The organism is Roseobacter sp. HKCC-CH-9351 (genome assembly GCF_037830295.1).
Lineage (GTDB): Bacteria > Pseudomonadota > Alphaproteobacteria > Rhodobacterales > Rhodobacteraceae > M30B80.
Genome location: NZ_JBBLYM010000002.1, coordinates 39,975 through 57,262 on the forward strand (window position 1 = coordinate 39,975; position 17,288 = coordinate 57,262).

The 17,288-nt window shown below is 54.7% G+C and carries 17 protein-coding genes and 1 tRNA gene; 9 read left to right on the forward strand and 9 right to left on the reverse strand.

What is annotated here, in order from left to right; translation table 11 throughout:
- Nucleotides 1–159: 159 nt before the first annotated feature.
- From glmU to AAC632_RS12235, 3 genes are all read left to right on the forward strand, one after another.
- A complete protein-coding gene (gene glmU, locus AAC632_RS10390) occupies nucleotides 160–1,512 on the forward strand; it encodes a bifunctional UDP-N-acetylglucosamine diphosphorylase/glucosamine-1-phosphate N-acetyltransferase GlmU (protein WP_340298828.1) in 1,353 nt (450 codons plus the stop codon).
- A gap of 5 nt (nucleotides 1,513–1,517) precedes the next feature.
- Nucleotides 1,518–3,326, forward strand: coding sequence for a glutamine--fructose-6-phosphate transaminase (isomerizing) (glmS, locus tag AAC632_RS10395; RefSeq protein ID WP_340298829.1), 1,809 nt, complete (start codon nucleotides 1,518–1,520; stop codon nucleotides 3,324–3,326).
- Nucleotides 3,327–3,448: 122 nt separating this feature from the next.
- Nucleotides 3,449–3,655, forward strand: a complete 207-nt coding sequence (locus AAC632_RS12235; protein WP_445322419.1) for a recombinase family protein — start codon at nucleotides 3,449–3,451, stop codon at nucleotides 3,653–3,655.
- 33 nt (nucleotides 3,656–3,688) lie between these two features.
- On the opposite strand, the gene AAC632_RS10400 is transcribed toward AAC632_RS12235, so the two are convergent.
- Complete coding sequence (locus AAC632_RS10400; RefSeq protein WP_340298830.1) at nucleotides 3,689–4,141, reverse strand: GNAT family N-acetyltransferase; 453 nt, start codon at nucleotides 4,139–4,141, stop codon at nucleotides 3,689–3,691.
- A 241-nt stretch (nucleotides 4,142–4,382) separates the two neighbouring features.
- On the opposite strand from AAC632_RS10400, the gene AAC632_RS10405 reads away from it, so the two are divergent.
- A complete protein-coding gene (locus AAC632_RS10405) occupies nucleotides 4,383–5,621 on the forward strand; it encodes an aspartate kinase (protein WP_340298831.1) in 1,239 nt (412 codons plus the stop codon).
- 366 nt (nucleotides 5,622–5,987) lie between these two features.
- Here AAC632_RS10405 and AAC632_RS10410 read toward each other — a convergent pair.
- A tRNA-Leu gene (locus AAC632_RS10410) sits at nucleotides 5,988–6,074 on the reverse strand.
- Between the two features lie 144 nt (nucleotides 6,075–6,218).
- On the opposite strand from AAC632_RS10410, the gene lipB reads away from it, so the two are divergent.
- The 3 genes from lipB (at nucleotide 6,219) to AAC632_RS10425 (ending at nucleotide 9,418) form a co-directional block, all read left to right on the forward strand.
- Complete coding sequence (gene lipB, locus AAC632_RS10415; RefSeq protein ID WP_340298832.1) at nucleotides 6,219–6,971, forward strand: lipoyl(octanoyl) transferase LipB; 753 nt, start codon at nucleotides 6,219–6,221, stop codon at nucleotides 6,969–6,971.
- Nucleotides 6,972–7,175: 204 nt separating this feature from the next.
- On the forward strand, nucleotides 7,176–8,840 hold the full coding sequence (gene ctaD, locus AAC632_RS10420; RefSeq protein WP_340255502.1) for a cytochrome c oxidase subunit I: 1,665 nt from the start codon (nucleotides 7,176–7,178) through the stop codon (nucleotides 8,838–8,840).
- Nucleotides 8,841–8,872: 32 nt separating this feature from the next.
- Nucleotides 8,873–9,418, forward strand: a complete 546-nt coding sequence (locus tag AAC632_RS10425; RefSeq protein WP_317655187.1) for a DUF2244 domain-containing protein — start codon at nucleotides 8,873–8,875, stop codon at nucleotides 9,416–9,418.
- Between the two features lie 14 nt (nucleotides 9,419–9,432).
- Here the strand turns inward: AAC632_RS10425 and AAC632_RS10430 are convergent, their stop codons facing one another.
- Entirely contained in the window at nucleotides 9,433–9,891 is a 459-nt protein-coding gene (locus AAC632_RS10430) for a GatB/YqeY domain-containing protein (protein ID WP_340298833.1), read from the reverse strand.
- Between the two features lie 196 nt (nucleotides 9,892–10,087).
- Here AAC632_RS10430 and carA point away from each other — a divergent pair, with 196 nt between their 5' ends.
- The gene (carA, locus tag AAC632_RS10435; protein ID WP_340298834.1) at nucleotides 10,088–11,227 is read left to right on the forward strand and encodes a glutamine-hydrolyzing carbamoyl-phosphate synthase small subunit; all 1,140 of its coding nucleotides are present in this window, start codon (nucleotides 10,088–10,090) and stop codon (nucleotides 11,225–11,227) included.
- A 228-nt stretch (nucleotides 11,228–11,455) separates the two neighbouring features.
- Here carA and AAC632_RS10440 read toward each other — a convergent pair whose 3' ends face one another.
- Nucleotides 11,456–12,097: a GntR family transcriptional regulator gene (locus AAC632_RS10440; RefSeq protein WP_340260235.1), complete on the reverse strand. Its 642-nt coding sequence runs from the start codon at nucleotides 12,095–12,097 to the stop codon at nucleotides 11,456–11,458.
- Between the two features lie 92 nt (nucleotides 12,098–12,189).
- Between AAC632_RS10440 and AAC632_RS10445 the strand changes: the two genes are divergently transcribed.
- Nucleotides 12,190–12,855 carry a pyrimidine 5'-nucleotidase gene (locus tag AAC632_RS10445; protein WP_340260234.1) on the forward strand — a complete coding sequence of 222 codons (666 nt, stop codon included), beginning with the start codon at nucleotides 12,190–12,192 and terminating at the stop codon, nucleotides 12,853–12,855.
- Here AAC632_RS10445 and AAC632_RS10450 read toward each other — a convergent pair.
- From AAC632_RS10450 to AAC632_RS10470, 5 genes are all read right to left on the reverse strand, one after another.
- Nucleotides 12,852–13,631 carry a gamma-glutamyl-gamma-aminobutyrate hydrolase family protein gene (locus tag AAC632_RS10450; protein WP_340242259.1) on the reverse strand — a complete coding sequence of 260 codons (780 nt, stop codon included), beginning with the start codon at nucleotides 13,629–13,631 and terminating at the stop codon, nucleotides 12,852–12,854. The genes AAC632_RS10445 and AAC632_RS10450 overlap by 4 nt on opposite strands.
- Before the next feature lie 119 nt (nucleotides 13,632–13,750).
- The gene (locus AAC632_RS10455) at nucleotides 13,751–14,086 is read right to left on the reverse strand and encodes a Rid family hydrolase (RefSeq protein WP_340298835.1); all 336 of its coding nucleotides are present in this window, start codon (nucleotides 14,084–14,086) and stop codon (nucleotides 13,751–13,753) included.
- Nucleotides 14,087–14,152: 66 nt separating this feature from the next.
- On the reverse strand, nucleotides 14,153–14,572 hold the full coding sequence (locus AAC632_RS10460; RefSeq protein WP_340242257.1) for a GlcG/HbpS family heme-binding protein: 420 nt from the start codon (nucleotides 14,570–14,572) through the stop codon (nucleotides 14,153–14,155).
- A 63-nt stretch (nucleotides 14,573–14,635) separates the two neighbouring features.
- Nucleotides 14,636–14,797, reverse strand: coding sequence for a hypothetical protein (locus AAC632_RS10465; protein WP_340255481.1), 162 nt, complete (start codon nucleotides 14,795–14,797; stop codon nucleotides 14,636–14,638).
- 260 nt (nucleotides 14,798–15,057) lie between these two features.
- A complete protein-coding gene (locus AAC632_RS10470; protein ID WP_340298836.1) occupies nucleotides 15,058–17,202 on the reverse strand; it encodes a malate synthase G in 2,145 nt (714 codons plus the stop codon).
- Nucleotides 17,203–17,288 lie beyond the last annotated feature (86 nt).

Genomic DNA, 17,288 nt, shown 5'->3' on the forward strand with positions numbered 1-17,288 from the left:
GAGATGTGCCCCGCTTATGACCTAAAGGCGGATTTTCGCCAAGGGCCGATGGCACATCGTAACAAATCGAAAGAGGAAGTGACCACCTGCGGGCTTTGCAGATCAAGTGAAGAAGGTTAAGAGAACACCAAACAGGCATAAATCCCAAAAGGCACCCTCATGAGCACACGCCCCGTTGCCCTGATCATTCTGGCCGCAGGCCAAGGGACGCGGATGAATTCCGACCTGCCCAAGGTGCTGCATCCTTTGGGCGGCGTTCCGATGATTGAACACAGCCTTGCCAGCGGCCTCAGCCTTGAGCCTGCGCGGGTTGTGGTGATCACAGGTCATGGCGCGGATCAAGTTGAGGCGGCCTTGGCCGACCACCCTGTGATCTGCATTCGCCAAAATGAACAATTGGGCACAGGTCATGCCGTGGCGCAGGCCCGCGCCGCTTTGGCGGATTTCGCGGGCGATGCGGTGGTGTTGTTCGGCGATACGCCTTTTGTCAGCGAGGACAGCCTGACCAAATTGATCGCGGCCCGCGCTGATCATGATGTGGTCGTTTTGGGATTTGAGGCAGACACCCCTGCGCGCTATGGCCGCTTGGTGACCAAGGGCACGGCCTTGCATAAAATTGTCGAGGCCAAGGATGCGACCCCAGACGAGCTTGCTATAACCTTGTGTAATTCTGGCCTCATGGCCGCAGACGCAGCGCAATTATTCGACCTTTTGGAACAGGTCGATAACGCAAATGCAGCGGGCGAGTATTACCTGACAGATGTGCCTGCTTTGGCGCATAAGGCGGGCCTGAAAGCAGGCTATGTGACGTGCGCAGAAGCGGAAACCTTGGGGATCAATAGCCGTGCGGAACTGGCGCGCGCCGAAGGGATTTTTCAAGCCACCCGCCGCGCCGAGATGCTAGACTTGGGCGTCACCATGCACGCGCCTGAGACAGTCTATTTTGCCCATGACACCTATATTGGCCGCGATGCGGTGATCGAGCCATATGTGGTCTTCGGCCCCAATGTGACTGTTGAGTCGGGCGCGCATATCCGCGCCTTCAGCCATCTTGAGGGCGCGCATGTCTCGCAAGGGGCGGTTGTGGGGCCTTATGCCCGCCTGCGCCCTGGTGCTGAAATCGATAATGGCGCGCGGATAGGCAATTTCGTTGAGGTAAAATCAGCGCAAATCCAAGAAGGGGCTAAGGTCAACCACCTGTCCTATATCGGGGATGCGACCATCGGCGAAGGGGCCAATATCGGCGCAGGAACCATCACCTGCAATTATGATGGCGTGTTCAAACATCACACCGAAGTGGGCGCGCGGGCCTTTATTGGGTCAAACACGATGCTTGTGGCCCCTGTTACCATTGGTGCGGATGCACTGACCGCATCAGGTTCGGTGATCACCGAAAACGTGCCAGAGGGGGCTTTGGCGGTGGCGCGTGGACGGCAAGAAAACAAAGCGGGGCTTGCCACACGCCTGCGTGCGCGGCTGCTGGCGCTGAAAGAAAAGACCAAAAAGGGGTAAGGGCTATGTGCGGGATCGTTGGCATTTTGGGCAGCCACGAGGTTGCGCCCACATTGGTTGAGGCGCTTAAACGTCTGGAATATCGCGGCTATGACAGCGCAGGCATTGCGACTGTGCAAAATGGTGCGCTTGATCGCCGCCGCGCGGTGGGTAAGCTTGTGAACCTGTCGGATGAATTGGTGCATCACCCTTTGGCAGGCAAGTCTGGTATCGGGCACACCCGTTGGGCCACGCATGGCGCGCCGACTGTAACCAATGCGCATCCGCATAAATCGGGGCAGGTTGCGGTGGTGCATAATGGCATTATCGAGAATTTCCGCGAATTACGCGCTGAATTAAAAGACCGCAATTTTGAAAGCGAAACCGATACGGAAACCGTCTCTCAGCTTTGCGCGCATTACCTTGCCCAAGGTCTAAGCCCTGCTGAGGCCGCACGAAAAACCTTGTCACGGCTTGAAGGCGCGTTTGCGCTTTGTTTCCTCTTTGAGGGCGAAGATGATCTGATGATCGCCGCGCGCAAAGGGTCGCCCTTGGCCATTGGTCATGGCGATGGTGAAACCTATGTCGGTTCGGATGCAATCGCGCTTGGCCCCCTCACCCATGAAATCACCTATCTTGAGGAGGGCGATTGCGCCATCCTGACCCGCAGCAGCATCAAGATTTTTGATGAGGCGGGCCACGCTGTCAGCCGCGCCAAAACCCGCATTGAACAAGGGGCCGCCGTAATCGACAAGGCGGGTTATAAGCATTTCATGGCGAAAGAAATCCATGAACAGCCCCAAACCATGAGCGAGGCCTTGGGGCGCTATGCCCCCAAAGGTGCGCCCGCCTTCCCCGAAGCCTTGGATTTCACCCAATTCGACCGCGTTGTGATGGTGGCCTGCGGGACAGGTTATTATTCCTGCCTGACCGCCAAATATTGGTTCGAACAGGTGGCAGGGATGCCTTGCGATGTCGATATGGCATCGGAATTCCGTTATCGTGAACCGCCCGTGGCGCCCCGCACCCTTGCGCTTTTCGTCAGTCAATCTGGCGAGACGGCTGACACATTGGCGGCCCTACGATATATGCGCGGACGCGCTGCCATGGTGGCAAGCCTTGTCAATGTTGGCACATCCTCCATCGCCCGCGAAAGCGATCTGGCCTTGGCCATTCTAGCAGGGGTTGAGGTCTCGGTGGCCTCAACCAAGGCCTATGTAAACCAATTGACCATCCTTGCGCTGATGGCGGTGCAGGCCGCGGCGCAGCGCGACGCGCTGTCCGCCCATGAGGTGCGGGATCACATCCAAAGTTTGGAAAAACTGCCTGATCAAATGCGCCAAGTTCTGACGATGGAGGGCGAGATTGCCGATCTAGCCGAAGGCTTGAGTGATGCAAAATCCGCGCTGTTTCTGGGCCGTGGCGTGATGTATGCCACAGCCCTTGAGGCAGCATTAAAATTAAAAGAAATCAGTTATATACACGCCGAAGCTTATGCGTCAGGTGAACTAAAACATGGCCCGATCGCCCTAATTGATCGCAGCCTGCCTGTGGTGGTATTCGCACCGCATGATGCGCTGTTTGATAAAACCATATCAAACATGCAGGAGGTTATGGCGCGCCACGGCCAAGTGACACTAATCACCGATGAGATGGGGTGCAAAGACGCAGCTGAAGGCACCGCTGCCACATTGGCCCTGCCCGCAACCACGCCGCTGAGCGCGCCCATCCTCTATGCCCTGCCGGCGCAGCTTTTGGCCTATCACAGCGCAATCGCCAAAGGCACCGATGTGGATCAACCGCGCAATTTGGCGAAATCGGTCACCGTGGAGTAGTTTCCAACGGACGACATTTTCTACAGGGTTTCTTATGTTTTACAGTGACTTTGAGGGCATCTCACCTTTGGTATTCACACTATTCTGATTACCAAGAATCACTGCACCATCTAATCAAGACAATGCATGATTCAGGCATAGGTTATCGTAGGATTGCCTACTGGTTGAATGAACATGGATACACCACACCAAGAGGACATGAGTTCAAAAATACTCATGTCTTTTCTATTTTGAAAAAGAAGAAGGTGAGGGATGAACGCCAGAATAAGCGTTATGAATTACAGATGGGTAAGTTATCAATGATTCTGTTGGACACAAGTCCAGAATAACTAAGCGGTTACCATCTAGGTTGAATTAAATGATTAACGCCAAACCTCAGTTTCCATTTCATACATTGTCCAATTAGTTTTTGTTGCAACTTTATCATAGAGAGAGCGGGCACGATAATTATCATCCTCCGTAATCCAGCGGATTTTTGCCCAGTTCTCTTTTTTGCCAATAGATTTCAATTCATCCAATAATAGTCTGGCGGCGTTACTACCTCTTTCTTGGGGTTTCACCACCAAATCATCCAGAAAACCCAAGTTTACACCCCTCAACGGACTTGGCATTGCTCTGAAGTGTGCTAGACCGATCAACTCGTTGTTGCTCTCTGCAACAATACCCGTCAATGGATGTTGAGTATCCATCAACCAATCCCAAGTCGTTGCAATGCCGTTATCAGTAAGTTCAGTCTGGTAATGATTAGCGTAATAACGATATACATCTAACCAAGAATTAAAATCAGACTTATCTAATTTACGAACGAATATCATGTTGTTAACCTTCAAAAACACCAGTGAATATCTAGCATATTGTTTATGTTTTTCTGATTTACAACGATTATTTCAGTATTGAAACTAATGTTAATATGGTTTTGGTATTTCAACCTCTGATGAGTTTGGGTGACCAGCGTCGCAACTTGCCTATAACTGTGACGGTGGAATAGCGCTTCCACTTGCGCCCGCTTGCGTTGGCGCGTAAAGCCTCGGCGCAACTTTATAAGTGGGAAGTGCTATGCCGCTTTTGGTCATGAAATTCGGGGGCACATCAGTGGCCACCCTTGATCGCATCCGCCGCGCCGCAAAACGTGTGGGGCGCGAGGTGGCCAATGGGTATGATGTGATCGTGATTGTCTCGGCCATGTCGGGCGAAACCAACAAACTTGTGGGATATGTGGGCGAAACCTCGCCGCTCTATGACGCGCGCGAATATGATGCGGTCGTCTCCTCGGGCGAGAATGTTACAGCCGGCCTGATGGCGCTGACCTTGCAAGAAATGGATATCCCCGCGCGGTCATGGCAAGGATGGCAGGTGCCCGTCAAAACCACCTCTGCCCATGCAAGCGCGCGGATTGAAGAAATCCCAACCGATAACATCATGGCCAAATTTGGCGAAGGGATGAAGGTTGCCGTGGTTGCGGGGTTCCAAGGCATCAGCACTGAAGGGCGTATCACCACATTGGGCCGTGGCGGGTCAGACACGACTGCCGTGGCCTTTGCCGCCGCTTTCGATGCCGAGCGCTGCGATATCTACACAGATGTTGACGGAGTCTACACGACCGACCCGCGCATCACCAACAAGGCTCGCAAACTTGAGAAAATCTCGTTTGAAGAGATGCTTGAGCTTGCAAGCCTCGGTGCGAAGGTTCTGCAAACGCGCTCGGTTGAACTGGCGATGCGCTATAAGGTGCGCTTACGGGTTTTGTCGAGTTTTGAAGAAATGGATGACAGCGCGGGCACATTGGTCTGTGACGAGGAGGAAATCGTGGAAAGCAAAGCTGTGGCGGGCGTGGCCTATTCGCGCGATGAAGCAAAAATGACCCTGACCGAGGTCGAAGATCGCCCGGGCATTGCAGCCGCTATTTTCGGCCCCCTCGCCGAGGCCGCGGTCAATGTAGACATGATCGTGCAAAATATCTCGGAAGCAGGCAAAACTGATATGACCTTCTCGCTGCCGATTGATCAGGTCAAACGCGCTGAAAAGGCCCTTGAAGAGGCGAAAGCCCGCAATGAAATCGGCTTTTCCGAATTGCTGATCGACAGCGATGTTTGCAAAGTGTCAATCGTAGGGATCGGGATGCGCAGCCATGCAGGCGTGGCCGCGAAGATGTTTGCAACTTTGCGCGATGAAGGCATCAATATCAAAGTCATCACCACATCCGAAATCAAAGTTTCGGTTCTTGTGGATCGCAAATATCTGGAATTGGCTGTGCAGGCCCTCCATGACGCCTTCGATCTAGATCGCGCAGCCTGATTTTACCTTAGGCTGATTTTACGCTGTTTGCTCGGGCCATTCTTTTGGCGGCCTTGGTTTGTTGACTTTGTACCAGCCCCGCCACAGAGGCGTTTCTTACTGCTATTACGTACGCGCAAATTCGCTGGGCACGAACGACTAGTTTTTATAGAATGAGGCTAAACAATGCAGCCGCACGATTTTTGTTTAAGCAGGCGTTGCTGAACTCGACGGAAGTAGCAAAAAAGGCCCCACACTTATACATACGGAGAAGCCGTTTAATCTTTGTATCAATTAAAATCCCAACAAAATTTAAGCATGAATTTTTAAAATTATAAATTTTATCAAATGATTGCGGCGCGATCTTTAGGTAACTTCTGAAGGGAATGGTGCGGTCGAGAAGACTCGAACTTCCACGGGGGTTACCCCACAGCGACCTCAACGCTGCGCGTCTACCAATTCCGCCACGACCGCACTGTCTGACGCTTAATATGGCGCTGTCTAGACCAAGCAGGCGCCGTGCTCAAGGGTTAAAATTGTGGATTTTGGCCAAGCTGATTTTTCTGTTTAGTATGAAACGCCTACTTGCTATTAACACAAGGGTATGACTGAAAGGGGATGACCGTGCCTCTCGTCTCCCGCATACATCATTGCAAAGAAATTATTAAGTTAAAGAGCCTTAAATTGGTTGATTGGATAATATCAGATAAGCTGACCGATTATGAGGATGCACTTCGCGTTATGGAGGCTCGCATCGCAAAAATTTCTACAGGGGATGCAGCCGAAGCGATTTGGCTGCTGGAGCATCCACCGATTTACACCGCAGGCACTTCGGCCAAGCCCGACGATTTAACTGACCCTGATCGCTTTCCTGTCTACGAGGCGCGCCGCGGGGGGCAATATACCTACCACGGCCCAGGTCAGCGGGTTATATACGTCATGCTAGATCTCAACAAACGCGGTCGTGATGTTCGCCGTTTTGTCGAAGATCTGGAAAATTGGGTGATTGACACGCTTGCAAGCTTTAACTTGCGCGGGGAAATTCGAGAGGGGCGCGTTGGAGTCTGGATTGCGCGGCCCGACAAAGCCGCCCTGCCCGATGGCAGCCCGCGTGAGGACAAGATTGCAGCCATCGGGATTCGCTTGCGCAAATGGGTGTCCTTTCATGGCATCTCGATCAATCACGATCCTGAACTGAGCCATTTTGAGGGAATCGTGCCTTGCGGGATCCGTGATCACGGCGTGACAAGCCTTGTGGATTTAGGCCTGCCCGTGAGCCTAGAGGACCTTGATGTCGCTTTGCGCCAAGAATTTGAACGGCGCTTTGGGCCAACGCAGGACGCGGATCTGGCTGACCCAGCTAACCCCTAAAGATCATTGCAACCGCCCCCTTTTCCATTTTCGTAAGATTTCGGCGCGAAACTTGCTGATCTGGCATGAGGCAATTTTTCCCACCTGAAAGGCGTGATCGCAATTGATCGCACGCGCGAGGCGCACTAGAACGGGGGTCAGTGGAACGTCAAAGGGACAGGTGGCCAGACCCCTGCCCCTCATAATTATGAACAGGAGACAGACATGGCCGATGCAGCCATTTCTGGACATGATCACGAACGGCCGGGCTTCTTTACCCGCTGGTTCATGTCCACAAACCATAAAGATATCGGGATTCTCTACCTCATCACTGCAGGTTTGGTGGGTCTCGTATCGGTTGCTTTCACCGTTTACATGCGCCTCGAGTTGATGGAGCCTGGCGTTCAATACATGTGTGCCGAAGGCGCACGCGTCTTGAGCCAAGCTGCTGCGGGCGAATGTACCCCTGATGGGCATTTGTGGAACGTGTTGATCACGGGCCATGGCGTATTGATGATGTTCTTTGTCGTCATTCCTGCCCTGTTCGGTGGTTTTGGTAACTTCTTCATGCCGCTGATGATCGGCGCGCCTGATATGGCCTTCCCTCGCCTGAACAACTTGTCCTACTGGCTGTATGTTGCAGGCACATGTTTGGCTTTTTGCTCCGTATTTGTAGATGGTGGTGCCGGACCGGGTTGGACCTTTTATCCGCCCATATCATGGCAAGACGCCCCTACTAGTCGCGCTGTAGACTTCGCGATTTTCGCGGTTCATGTGTCTGGTGCAAGCTCCATCTTGGGCTCGATTAATATCATCACGACCTTCCTCAACATGCGCGCACCTGGCATGAGCCTGTTCAAAGTGCCTTTGTTTGCATGGTCGATCTTCGTGACAGCTTGGTTGTTGCTTTTGTCGCTACCCGTTTTGGCGGGTGCAATCACCATGCTTCTCACTGACCGTAATTTTGGCACAACTTTCTTTGACGTGGCAGGCGGCGGTGATCCACTGTTGTTCCAACACATCTTCTGGTTCTTCGGCCACCCCGAAGTTTACATCGTGATCCTGCCCGCATTTGGTATTGTCAGCCATGTGATCTCGACCTTCTCGCGCAAGCCCGTCTTTGGCTATCTGCCGATGGTTTGGGCGTTGATCGCGATTGGCGGCTTGGGCTTTGTAGTGTGGGCACACCACATGTATACAACGGGCATGACGCTGAACCAGCAGGCCTATTTCATGGTCGCAACCATGGTAATTGCGGTGCCAACAGGCATCAAAATCTTCTCATGGATTGCAACGATGTGGCAAGGTTCGATAACCTTTGAAGCACCAATGCTGTTTGCGATTGGCTTCATCTTTCTCTTTACCGTTGGCGGTGTAACTGGGATAGTACTTAGCCAAGCCGGCGTTGACCGTGCCTATCACGACACCTACTATGTAGTAGCGCACTTCCACTACGTAATGAGCTTGGGTGCCGTATTCGGTATCTTCGCAGGCATCTATTACTGGATCGGCAAAATGTCAGGTCGCCAATACCCTGAATGGGCGGGCAAGCTGCATTTCTGGTTGTTCTTCATCGGCGCAAACCTGACCTTCTTCCCACAGCACTTTTTGGGTCGTCAGGGCATGCCACGCCGCTACATCGATTATCCTGATGCATTTGCAACGTGGAACTACGTCAGCTCGATCGGTGCGTTCATCGCATTCGCGTCCTTCCTCTTCTTCCTTGGCATTGTCGCCTACACCCTGCTTGCAGGCCGCAAACTGAGCGAACCTGCCTACTGGGGCGAGCATGCCGATACCTTGGAATGGACATTGCCAAACCCACCGCCCGAGCACACGTTCGAGGAACTGCCCACACGCGAAATGTGGGACAAACAGCCAAGCCACTAATCTGGCCGCTTTTTGAACAGTTGAGAGAATATATGCCGTTTCATATCGAGACGCCGCAAATAGAGAAGGCCCCGGAGAAATTCGGGGCCTTTGCTCATCCTGATCGCGGCGCACCTCACATGCTGATGCGGATTACGCCGCATAAATCGCTGACACCTGAAGGGTTCGTTTGGTTTGTCGGTGCGACCGCCGCGCTAATTGCCCTGCCGCTTTTCGGAATTCTAGGCACGGCGGTGTTCTGGGCGCTGCTGCCCTTTCTATTGGCGGCGATTTGGGCCATTTGGGCCGCGCTGAAACGCTCATGGCGCGATAAGGAAATCGCAGAAACCCTGACATTGTGGCCCGATCACATTAGGGTTGAGCGCAAAGAGCCCCGCAAAGAAACGAAAATCTGGGAAGCAAACCCCTATTGGGTTCGGCTGACCTTGCATAAAACGGGTGGGCCTGTGCCCAATTACCTGACCTTGCGCGGCGATAAGGCAACACGCGAAATCGAGCTTGGCGCGTTTCTGACGCCCAGCGAAAGAGTCAAGCTGAAATTCGCATTGGAAGAGGCCTTGGCACAGGCAAAGGCCTAAGGGCCAGGGGCGGTTTAGGCCAACCGCTCCTTGATCAGCGCCCCTGCGGCACCGAAATCCATCTGCCCCGCATAGGCCGCTTTCAGCGCCCCCATCACACGGCCCATATCGCGAATGCTGCTAGCCCCTGTCTGGTCAATTGCGGAATCAATCGCTGCGGCGATTTCCGCCTCGGACAGTTGGCGCGGCAAGAACCCTTCGATCACTTTGATCTCTGCACGCTCTTTTTCGGCCAATTCAAGGCGCCCGCCCTCTTCATAGACATTGGCGCTGTCGATCCGTTGTTTTACCATTTTGGCAAGGATGGCGAGAATCTCACCTTCATCGACACCCTCGGTCTTGCCTGCGCCGCGCGCGGCAATGTCCTGATCCTTGATCGCCGCATTGATCAAACGCAGGGTTGATAAACGCGCAGCATCCTTTTCCCGCATCGCGTCTTTTAGGCCGTTGGTGATACGCTCTCGCAAACTCATGGTCTCATCCCCAGATTGCAACGGGCCATCTGACCCGCACCAGACCGCCCGTTTAAGGCATTTTTTGCCGCGCAACAACCTTTGAAATAGGGGGCAGATTGGTGGTTGCAACTTGGTGTCGCAAGGTGCTTGACCCTGCACGCTTGGACACTTAGGTTGCCGCGAATTTCAACATCGCCGTAATCGGAGCAGCGCCATGACTGAACGCCCTACTGCATGTCTTGTTTTGGCTGATGGAACCGTGTTCTACGGCAAGGGTTTTGGCGCCATAGGCCAGACCGTTGCCGAGCTGTGCTTCAACACCGCGATGACGGGCTATCAAGAGATTATGACCGACCCCTCCTATGCTGGGCAGGTCGTAACCTTCACCTTCCCGCATATTGGCAACACAGGCATCACCGCCGAGGATGACGAGACCGCCGATCCAGTCGCGGCAGGGATGATTGTGAAATGGGATCCAACAGAGCCCTCCAATTGGCGGATGGAGCAGAACCTGACCACATGGCTGTCCGCACGGGGCCGCATCGGAATGGGCGGTGTTGACACCCGCCGCCTCACCCGCGCGATCCGCCAACAAGGCGCGCCACATGTCTGCTTGTCGTATGATCCTAAGGGCAATTTCGACATTGAGGCGATGCTGAAGGAGGCGCGCGCATGGCAGGGTCTGGAGGGGCTCGACCTCGCCCGTGAGGTGACTTGCGCGCAATCCTATCGTTGGGACGAGATGGGTTGGTCATGGCCTGAGGGCTATAGCAAGCGCACGGGCACTGGCCCCAAAGTGGTGGCGATTGATTACGGTGCCAAGCGCAATATCCTGCGCTGTCTCGCAATTGCCGGATGTGATGTCACCGTGATGCCCGCCAGCACCACCGCCGAAGAAATCCTTGCGCAAAACCCCGATGGTGTATTTCTGTCGAACGGGCCAGGCGACCCTGCCGCAACGGGGGAATATGCCGTGCCGATGATCCGTGCGATTTTGGAAAAAGACCTGCCCGTTTTCGGGATTTGCCTTGGCCACCAAATGCTGGCTTTGGCGCTTGGGGCGAAAACCGTGAAAATGAATCACGGGCATCATGGCGCAAACCACCCTGTCAAAGATTTGGAAACGGGCAAAGTCGAAATCACCTCGATGAACCACGGGTTCACTGTCGACAGCCAAACCCTGCCTGATGATGTTTTGGAAACTCATGTCAGCTTGTTTGATGGGTCAAATTGCGGCATCCGCGTCAAGGATCGCCCGATCTTTTCCGTTCAGCACCACCCCGAAGCCAGCCCCGGCCCTCAAGACAGCTATTACCTGTTCGAGCGCTTCGCAGCCGCCATGGCAACACGCTAAAGTTGAAGGGGGCAAAAGCCCCCTAAACCCAAGGCTGTATAACGCGGAAATCTTTGAATTTTCGTAAAAAAATTATCCGCGATTAGGATTTTGTTAACCATCGCAGCGCTTCCCTAACGGGGCTTGAAACGCGAAGATTTCAAGTCGGCCATCAGGGGTGCGGGCCCCCGCTTCATTGGACGAAAACAAAGCATGGGGTTTTTGGTGGCACGGTGGTGACACGCAAACCTAGCTGACCGCGCCCGCCTCCTCCTTGAGGCGCACCTCAAAGGCAATGGAAAGATGTCGCCGCAATGCATCGGCCGCTGCATCCCCATCACGCGCGGCAATGGCGTTGACGATATCATCATGCTCGTCCAAGGCTTTTTCGCCCCGCCCTTTTGCGGCCAAGGATGTGGTGGCCATCAACGCCATTGAGCGATGCACAAGATCCAATTGCTGCACCAAATAACGATTATGGCTGGCAAGATGGATTTGCTTATGAAAGCGGCGGTTTGCACGGCTCAACGCCTGCGGATCATTCAATAATTTGCGATCCGCCTGTGCCATTTCGCGCAAGACGCGCACCTCCTCGGTTGCGGCATGTTGCGCGGCCAAACGGGCGGCCAAGGCCTCTAACTCGGTGCGCACGGCATAAAGTTCGGCCATCTGTGCATGATTCAATGAGGCCACAATCAGACTGCGCCCATCGCGGGTGAGCAGGCTTTGGGTTTCCAACCGCTGCAACGCCTCGCGCACGGGTGTGCGGCTGACACCGAACCGCTCGGCCAATTCCGATTCCACCAAACGCGATCCAGGGCGATAGATGCCGCCATCTATCGCATCCAAAATCATATCATAGGCGTCTTTTTGCTGTGGCTTGCTGTGCATCGCGTGGGATCTTTCCAATTCTTAACGCTGCCAAAGCTAAGCAGCCCCGCCCCCCTTGGCAAGCAAAAGCACCTAAGGCTAGTGTAGCGGCCATGAAACACGCAGATTTCCAACATGTCGACACATGGGTGTTCGATCTCGATCACACGCTTTATCCCGCCTCAATGGCGCTGTTTGATCAGATCAATATCCGCATGTCCGCGTTTGTCATGCGCGCCTTGAATGTCGATGCGCAGGAGGCGGATCGTATCCGCCACACCTATTGGCGCGCCCATGGCACAACCCTGGCGGGGCTGATGGCACAGCATAATGTCCCGCCCTATCCGTATTTGGACGAGGTGCATGAGATAGATTTCAGCATCCTCAAACCAGATCCGATTTTGGCAGACCGTATCACGCGCCTGAGGGGGCGGCGTATCGTCTACACCAATGGCACCGCTGATTATGCCCGTAATGTTTTGCACCATCGGGGTTTGTCGGGCCTATTCGACGCGATTTACGGGGTCGAAGACGCCAATTATCGCCCAAAACCAGACCCTGATGCCTTTGCAATGATATTTGGCAAAGACGGGCTCAGCCCAACGCGCGCCGCGATGTTCGAGGATGACCCGCGCAATCTGGCCGTGCCGCATGAATTGGGCCTGCGGACGATCTTGATTGACGAAGAGCGTAGCCATGAGGGCCCAAGTGCCCACATCCATCACCAGACCCACGATCTATCATGGTTTTTAGGCCATATATTGGGTGATCTCGATTAAGCCACATCCGCGACTGGCATGGGCTTGCCATCGGCCTGCCATGCATGAGCCGCGCGGCCAAAGGCCTCGTATAATAGGCGCGAGACAGGGTCTTCTGCGGCGCGATATTCAGGATGCCATTGCACCGAGAGGGTAAACCCCCGCGCGCCTTTGATGTAGATGGCCTCAGGCGTGTCATCAGGGGCCCATCCATCAACCACCACATCACGGCCTAAGGTCTTTAACCCCTGACCATGCAAGCTGTTGGTGGTCACCTCGGCGCTGTTATAGAGCCGCTGAAACGGCCCTCCTTGCGTGAAGCGCACGACATGGCGCGGTGCGAATTTTTCCTCCAAGGTGCCATCGGGCGGCATGCGGTGGTTCATCCGTCCGGGTAAATCGCGGATTTCGGGGTAAAGACTGCCCCCCATGGCCACGTTCACCTCTTGGAACCCACGGCAAACACCAAGGATAGGCAAGCCCCGCTCGACCGCCGCGCGGATCAGGGGCAATGTCACAGCATCACGGTTGCGATCAAAGGCGCCATGCGCCTCTGTTTCTTCCTCGCCATATTCCTCGGGATGAACATTCGGGCGACCGCCCGTGAACAAAAACCCATCACAAATCTCAAGCAGGTCTTCGTAATTGACGAAATTTGGATTGGCAGGAATGGCCAAGGGCGTGCATTTGGCGACATCCGATACAGCACAACAGTCCATAGCCCCCACTGTATGCGCGGGGTATTGATCATTGATCAGATGAAAATTTCCAATAATTCCAATGACCGGGCGGGCCATGATATCCTCCCCTTCAGGCTTTTGGGGACGCCGTTAGGAAAAATCTGTTCCTCAAATCTATAGGCCTTCGCCCAACTCGCCGCAAGAATTTAGCGGGGCTGCTTTCGATAAATTTATCCTCATTTTGAGCCAAGATAGGCTGTCACCTCGATCTCAATCTTCATGCGTGGGTCTTGCAGGCCTGCCACAAACATTGTGGCCGCAGGGCGCACTGCGCCAAGCCATTTTTGCGTGACAGGCCAGCACGCGGGCCAAAGGGCGGCATCGTTCACAATGTAATGCACCCGCACCACATCGGAGATTGACGCACCGCCTGCCCGCAGGGCGGTGTCAATATTGGCAAAGCATTGCTCGGCTTGGGCCGCGATATTGGCATCAATTTGCATGGTGCTGTAATCAAATCCCGTGGTTCCCCGACACGAAAATTCAATCACCTTGCACAACTGCCCGACCATATCCGATCTCGGCCTCAAAGGGCGAGCGTGAGGAAATCAGGCGCCGCCCTGATGGGGCATCCGCGCTCATGGTTCTGCGTCAAGCCCTGCTGCGGCAATACCCGCCACAGCCGCATCGCTGTCATTATCGGATGTGTCACCCGTGACCCCAACTGCGCCGATCACAACGCCATCCCGCTTGACCAGAACACCACCGGGCACAGGCACGACACGGCCCCCAAAGGCCCCGTTGACCGCATTGACGAAATAGGCCTGCGCCTCGGCCCGCGCCATTTGCGCCTTGCCGCCCATGCCCAACATCACCGCGCCATAGGCCTTGGCGCGCGCAATCTCAAACCGACCTGGGCTTGCGCCATCCTCGCGCTCAAAGGCTTGAATATTGCCGCCTGCATCGAGAACAACGACCGAAAGGGGCTTTAGCCCCATCTCGCCGCCTTTGGCGCGGGTTGCAGAAATGATTGTGCGTGCCTGATCGAGTGTGATCATCTTGGTCTTGTCCCTCTTGTCTTGATCTTGGGGCCATAGCCCCCGCCTCTTCACATAGCACGTTCAAACAAAGAGGAAATGGTCTTCTGTCAGCTCTGCCTCAGCCTGACCTGATAAAACGACCGAGCCTAGGCCGTAGTTCAAAATCAAATCCGTTTCTTCGCACGAGAGGCTCAACGCCTCCATCACCGATAGCCCCTCTAGCTGAAAGGCAAGACGATCCATGACTTGCACTCTTCAAACACAGTGTTTGACAGTGACAACGACATTTTCGGGCTTTGTACAGATGGGCGGAGGGTTAGGTCTGCCGCGCAGAGGTATCACGACCCCTCAAAAGACGCGCGGCGGTCTATCGAAAGTAAAGACACCCGTCTTGTGGCAGGTAAGCCCCCCCTTTTTCGCGCGGGTTCCACGATAAAATAACCCCCGCGCCAGCGATCAGACAGGCACGGGGGGCAGAGATAAACCGATAAAATCGGGTCGCGTTACGCCGCTTTCCATTCAAGGCGGCGGGCGTGTAAGACTGGCTCAGTGTAGCCAGAGGGTTGCACACGGCCCTTGAATACCAGATCACAAGCCGCCGCAAAGGCGATGCCGTTAAACCCGGGCGCCATTGGGCTATAGGCAGGGTCGCCTGCATTTTGGCCATCAACCACCTCGGCCATACGGCGCATGGCGGCCATGACCTGATCCTCGCTGACGACACCATGATGCAGCCAATTCGCGATATGCTGCGCGCTAATGCGGCAGGTGGCGCGGTCTTCCATCAGGCCCACATTGTTAATGTCTGGCACTTTCGAGCAGCCAACACCCTGATCCACCCAACGCACAACATAGCCCAAAATCCCTTGGGCGTTATTGTCCAATTCACGGGTGATCTGGTCTTGCGACCAACGGCGATAGCTGGCCATTGGAATATCCAACAGACCCGTCACATAGGCACGGCGACCACCTGCGGCCAGTTTCTCCTGCACCGCAGCCACATTCACGCGGTGATAATGGGTGGCGTGCAGGGTCGCAGCAGTCGGGCTTGGAACCCAAGCGCAATTTGCACCCGCCCGCGGATGCTCGATCTTTTGCTCGAGCATCGCGGCCATGGCATCGGGCATGGCCCACATCCCCTTGCCGATCTGCGCGCGACCGCGCAACCCGCATTCCAAACCAATATCCACATTCTGGTTTTCATAGGCGGTGATCCATGATTTGCGCTTGATGAAATCCTTGCGGCTGAATGGCCCTGCCTCCATGGAGGTGTGAATTTCATCCCCCGTGCGATCAAGGAAGCCTGTGTTGATAAAGCACAAGCGATGTTTGGCCGCGCGGATACATTCCTTGAGGTTAACCGAGGTGCGGCGCTCTTCATCCATGACACCCAGTTTGACCGTATTTGGTTTCAGACCCAAAACGCCCTCAACATGGGTGAAAATCTCGTCCGCAAAGGCAACTTCTTCAGGCCCGTGCATCTTAGGCTTAACCACATAGACCGACCCTGCATGGCTGTTGCGCAGACCATCCGCTTTCTTAAGGTCATGCATGGCGATCAATGCGGTGATCATCGCATCCATCATGCCCTCGTAAGCCTCGCTGCCATCTTTGAGCAAAATCGCAGGGTTGGTCATCAAATGACCCACATTGCGCACCAGCATCAAAGCGCGGCCTTTCACGTCAAACGTGCTGCCATCGGGCGCGGTAAAGGTTTTATCGGCGGCCAAGCGGCGGGTCATGGTTAGCCCGCCCTTCTCAAAGCTTTCCACCAAATCGCCCTGCATCAAACCAAGCCAATTGGAATAGGCCAAAACCTTGTCCTCGGCATCGACACAGGCCACCGAATCTTCGCAGTCCATGATAGCCGAAACCGCAGATTCCAAACGGATATCCGCAAGCAAGGCTTGGTCACGGCTGCCAATCGGATGGGCGCGGTCAAAGACCAATTCAACATGCAGGCCGTTGTTGCACAGAAGGATGGTATCAGGCGCCTTTGCATTGCCCGTATAGCCCTTGAACTGCGCAGGATCTGCGAGGGGCTTGTCATCCATCATCAACTGCCCCTTATCCACGCTGTAGCGGCGGATATCGGCATGGCTTGCCCCCTCGATGGGGAAGCTGTCATCAAGGAAAACCCGCGCGCGCGCTACAACGCGCGATCCACGGCCGCGATCATAGCCGCCTTTGGGGGGCAGGTTGCCCACAGCATCCGTGCCATAAAGCGCGTCATAGAAACTGCCCCAACGCGCATTGGCCGCGTTCAAGGCAAATCGCGCATTGGTGATGGGCACCACCAATTGCGGGCCTGCCACTGTGGCGATCTCAGGGTCAACGCGATCTGTGTCGATCTGGAAATCTTCCCCCTCAGGCAAGAGATACCCGATCTCACGCAAAAAGGCCTGATAGGCATCGCCATCATGGGGCTGACCACGGCGTGCAATATGCCATTCATCAATCTGACGCTGCAAATGTTCACGCCTTTGCAAAAGGGCGCGGTTCTTGTCAGCCTTGCCATGCAAAAGATCGGAGAACCCCGTCCAAAACGCATCAGCGGTCACGCCAGTGCCATCCAAGGCCCGAGTTTCGATGAAATCCGCCAAAACCTGCGCCACTTGCAGGCCTGCACGCTCTACACGTTTGGTCATTTGCGGGGTCTCCTCTCTTCATGCTGCACAAAAGCAGCCCGCGTCCCTTCCCTCGCGTTAGCCAAAAATCAGACGAGAGGCAAGCG

Coding starts and splice junctions, on each gene's coding strand:
- glmU (WP_340298828.1), top strand. CDS start 160: ATGAGCACACGCCCCGTTGCCCTGATCATTCTGGCCGCAGGCCAAGGG.
- glmS (WP_340298829.1), top strand. CDS start 1,518: ATGTGCGGGATCGTTGGCATTTTGGGCAGCCACGAGGTTGCGCCCACA.
- AAC632_RS12235 (WP_445322419.1), top strand. CDS start 3,449: ATGCATGATTCAGGCATAGGTTATCGTAGGATTGCCTACTGGTTGAAT.
- AAC632_RS10400 (WP_340298830.1), bottom strand. CDS start 4,141: ATGATATTCGTTCGTAAATTAGATAAGTCTGATTTTAATTCTTGGTTA.
- AAC632_RS10405 (WP_340298831.1), top strand. CDS start 4,383: ATGCCGCTTTTGGTCATGAAATTCGGGGGCACATCAGTGGCCACCCTT.
- lipB (WP_340298832.1), top strand. CDS start 6,219: ATGACCGTGCCTCTCGTCTCCCGCATACATCATTGCAAAGAAATTATT.
- ctaD (WP_340255502.1), top strand. CDS start 7,176: ATGGCCGATGCAGCCATTTCTGGACATGATCACGAACGGCCGGGCTTC.
- AAC632_RS10425 (WP_317655187.1), top strand. CDS start 8,873: ATGCCGTTTCATATCGAGACGCCGCAAATAGAGAAGGCCCCGGAGAAA.
- AAC632_RS10430 (WP_340298833.1), bottom strand. CDS start 9,891: ATGAGTTTGCGAGAGCGTATCACCAACGGCCTAAAAGACGCGATGCGG.
- carA (WP_340298834.1), top strand. CDS start 10,088: ATGACTGAACGCCCTACTGCATGTCTTGTTTTGGCTGATGGAACCGTG.
- AAC632_RS10440 (WP_340260235.1), bottom strand. CDS start 12,097: ATGCACAGCAAGCCACAGCAAAAAGACGCCTATGATATGATTTTGGAT.
- AAC632_RS10445 (WP_340260234.1), top strand. CDS start 12,190: ATGAAACACGCAGATTTCCAACATGTCGACACATGGGTGTTCGATCTC.
- AAC632_RS10450 (WP_340242259.1), bottom strand. CDS start 13,631: ATGGCCCGCCCGGTCATTGGAATTATTGGAAATTTTCATCTGATCAAT.
- AAC632_RS10455 (WP_340298835.1), bottom strand. CDS start 14,086: ATGGTCGGGCAGTTGTGCAAGGTGATTGAATTTTCGTGTCGGGGAACC.
- AAC632_RS10460 (WP_340242257.1), bottom strand. CDS start 14,572: ATGATCACACTCGATCAGGCACGCACAATCATTTCTGCAACCCGCGCC.
- AAC632_RS10465 (WP_340255481.1), bottom strand. CDS start 14,797: ATGGATCGTCTTGCCTTTCAGCTAGAGGGGCTATCGGTGATGGAGGCG.
- AAC632_RS10470 (WP_340298836.1), bottom strand. CDS start 17,202: ATGACCAAACGTGTAGAGCGTGCAGGCCTGCAAGTGGCGCAGGTTTTG.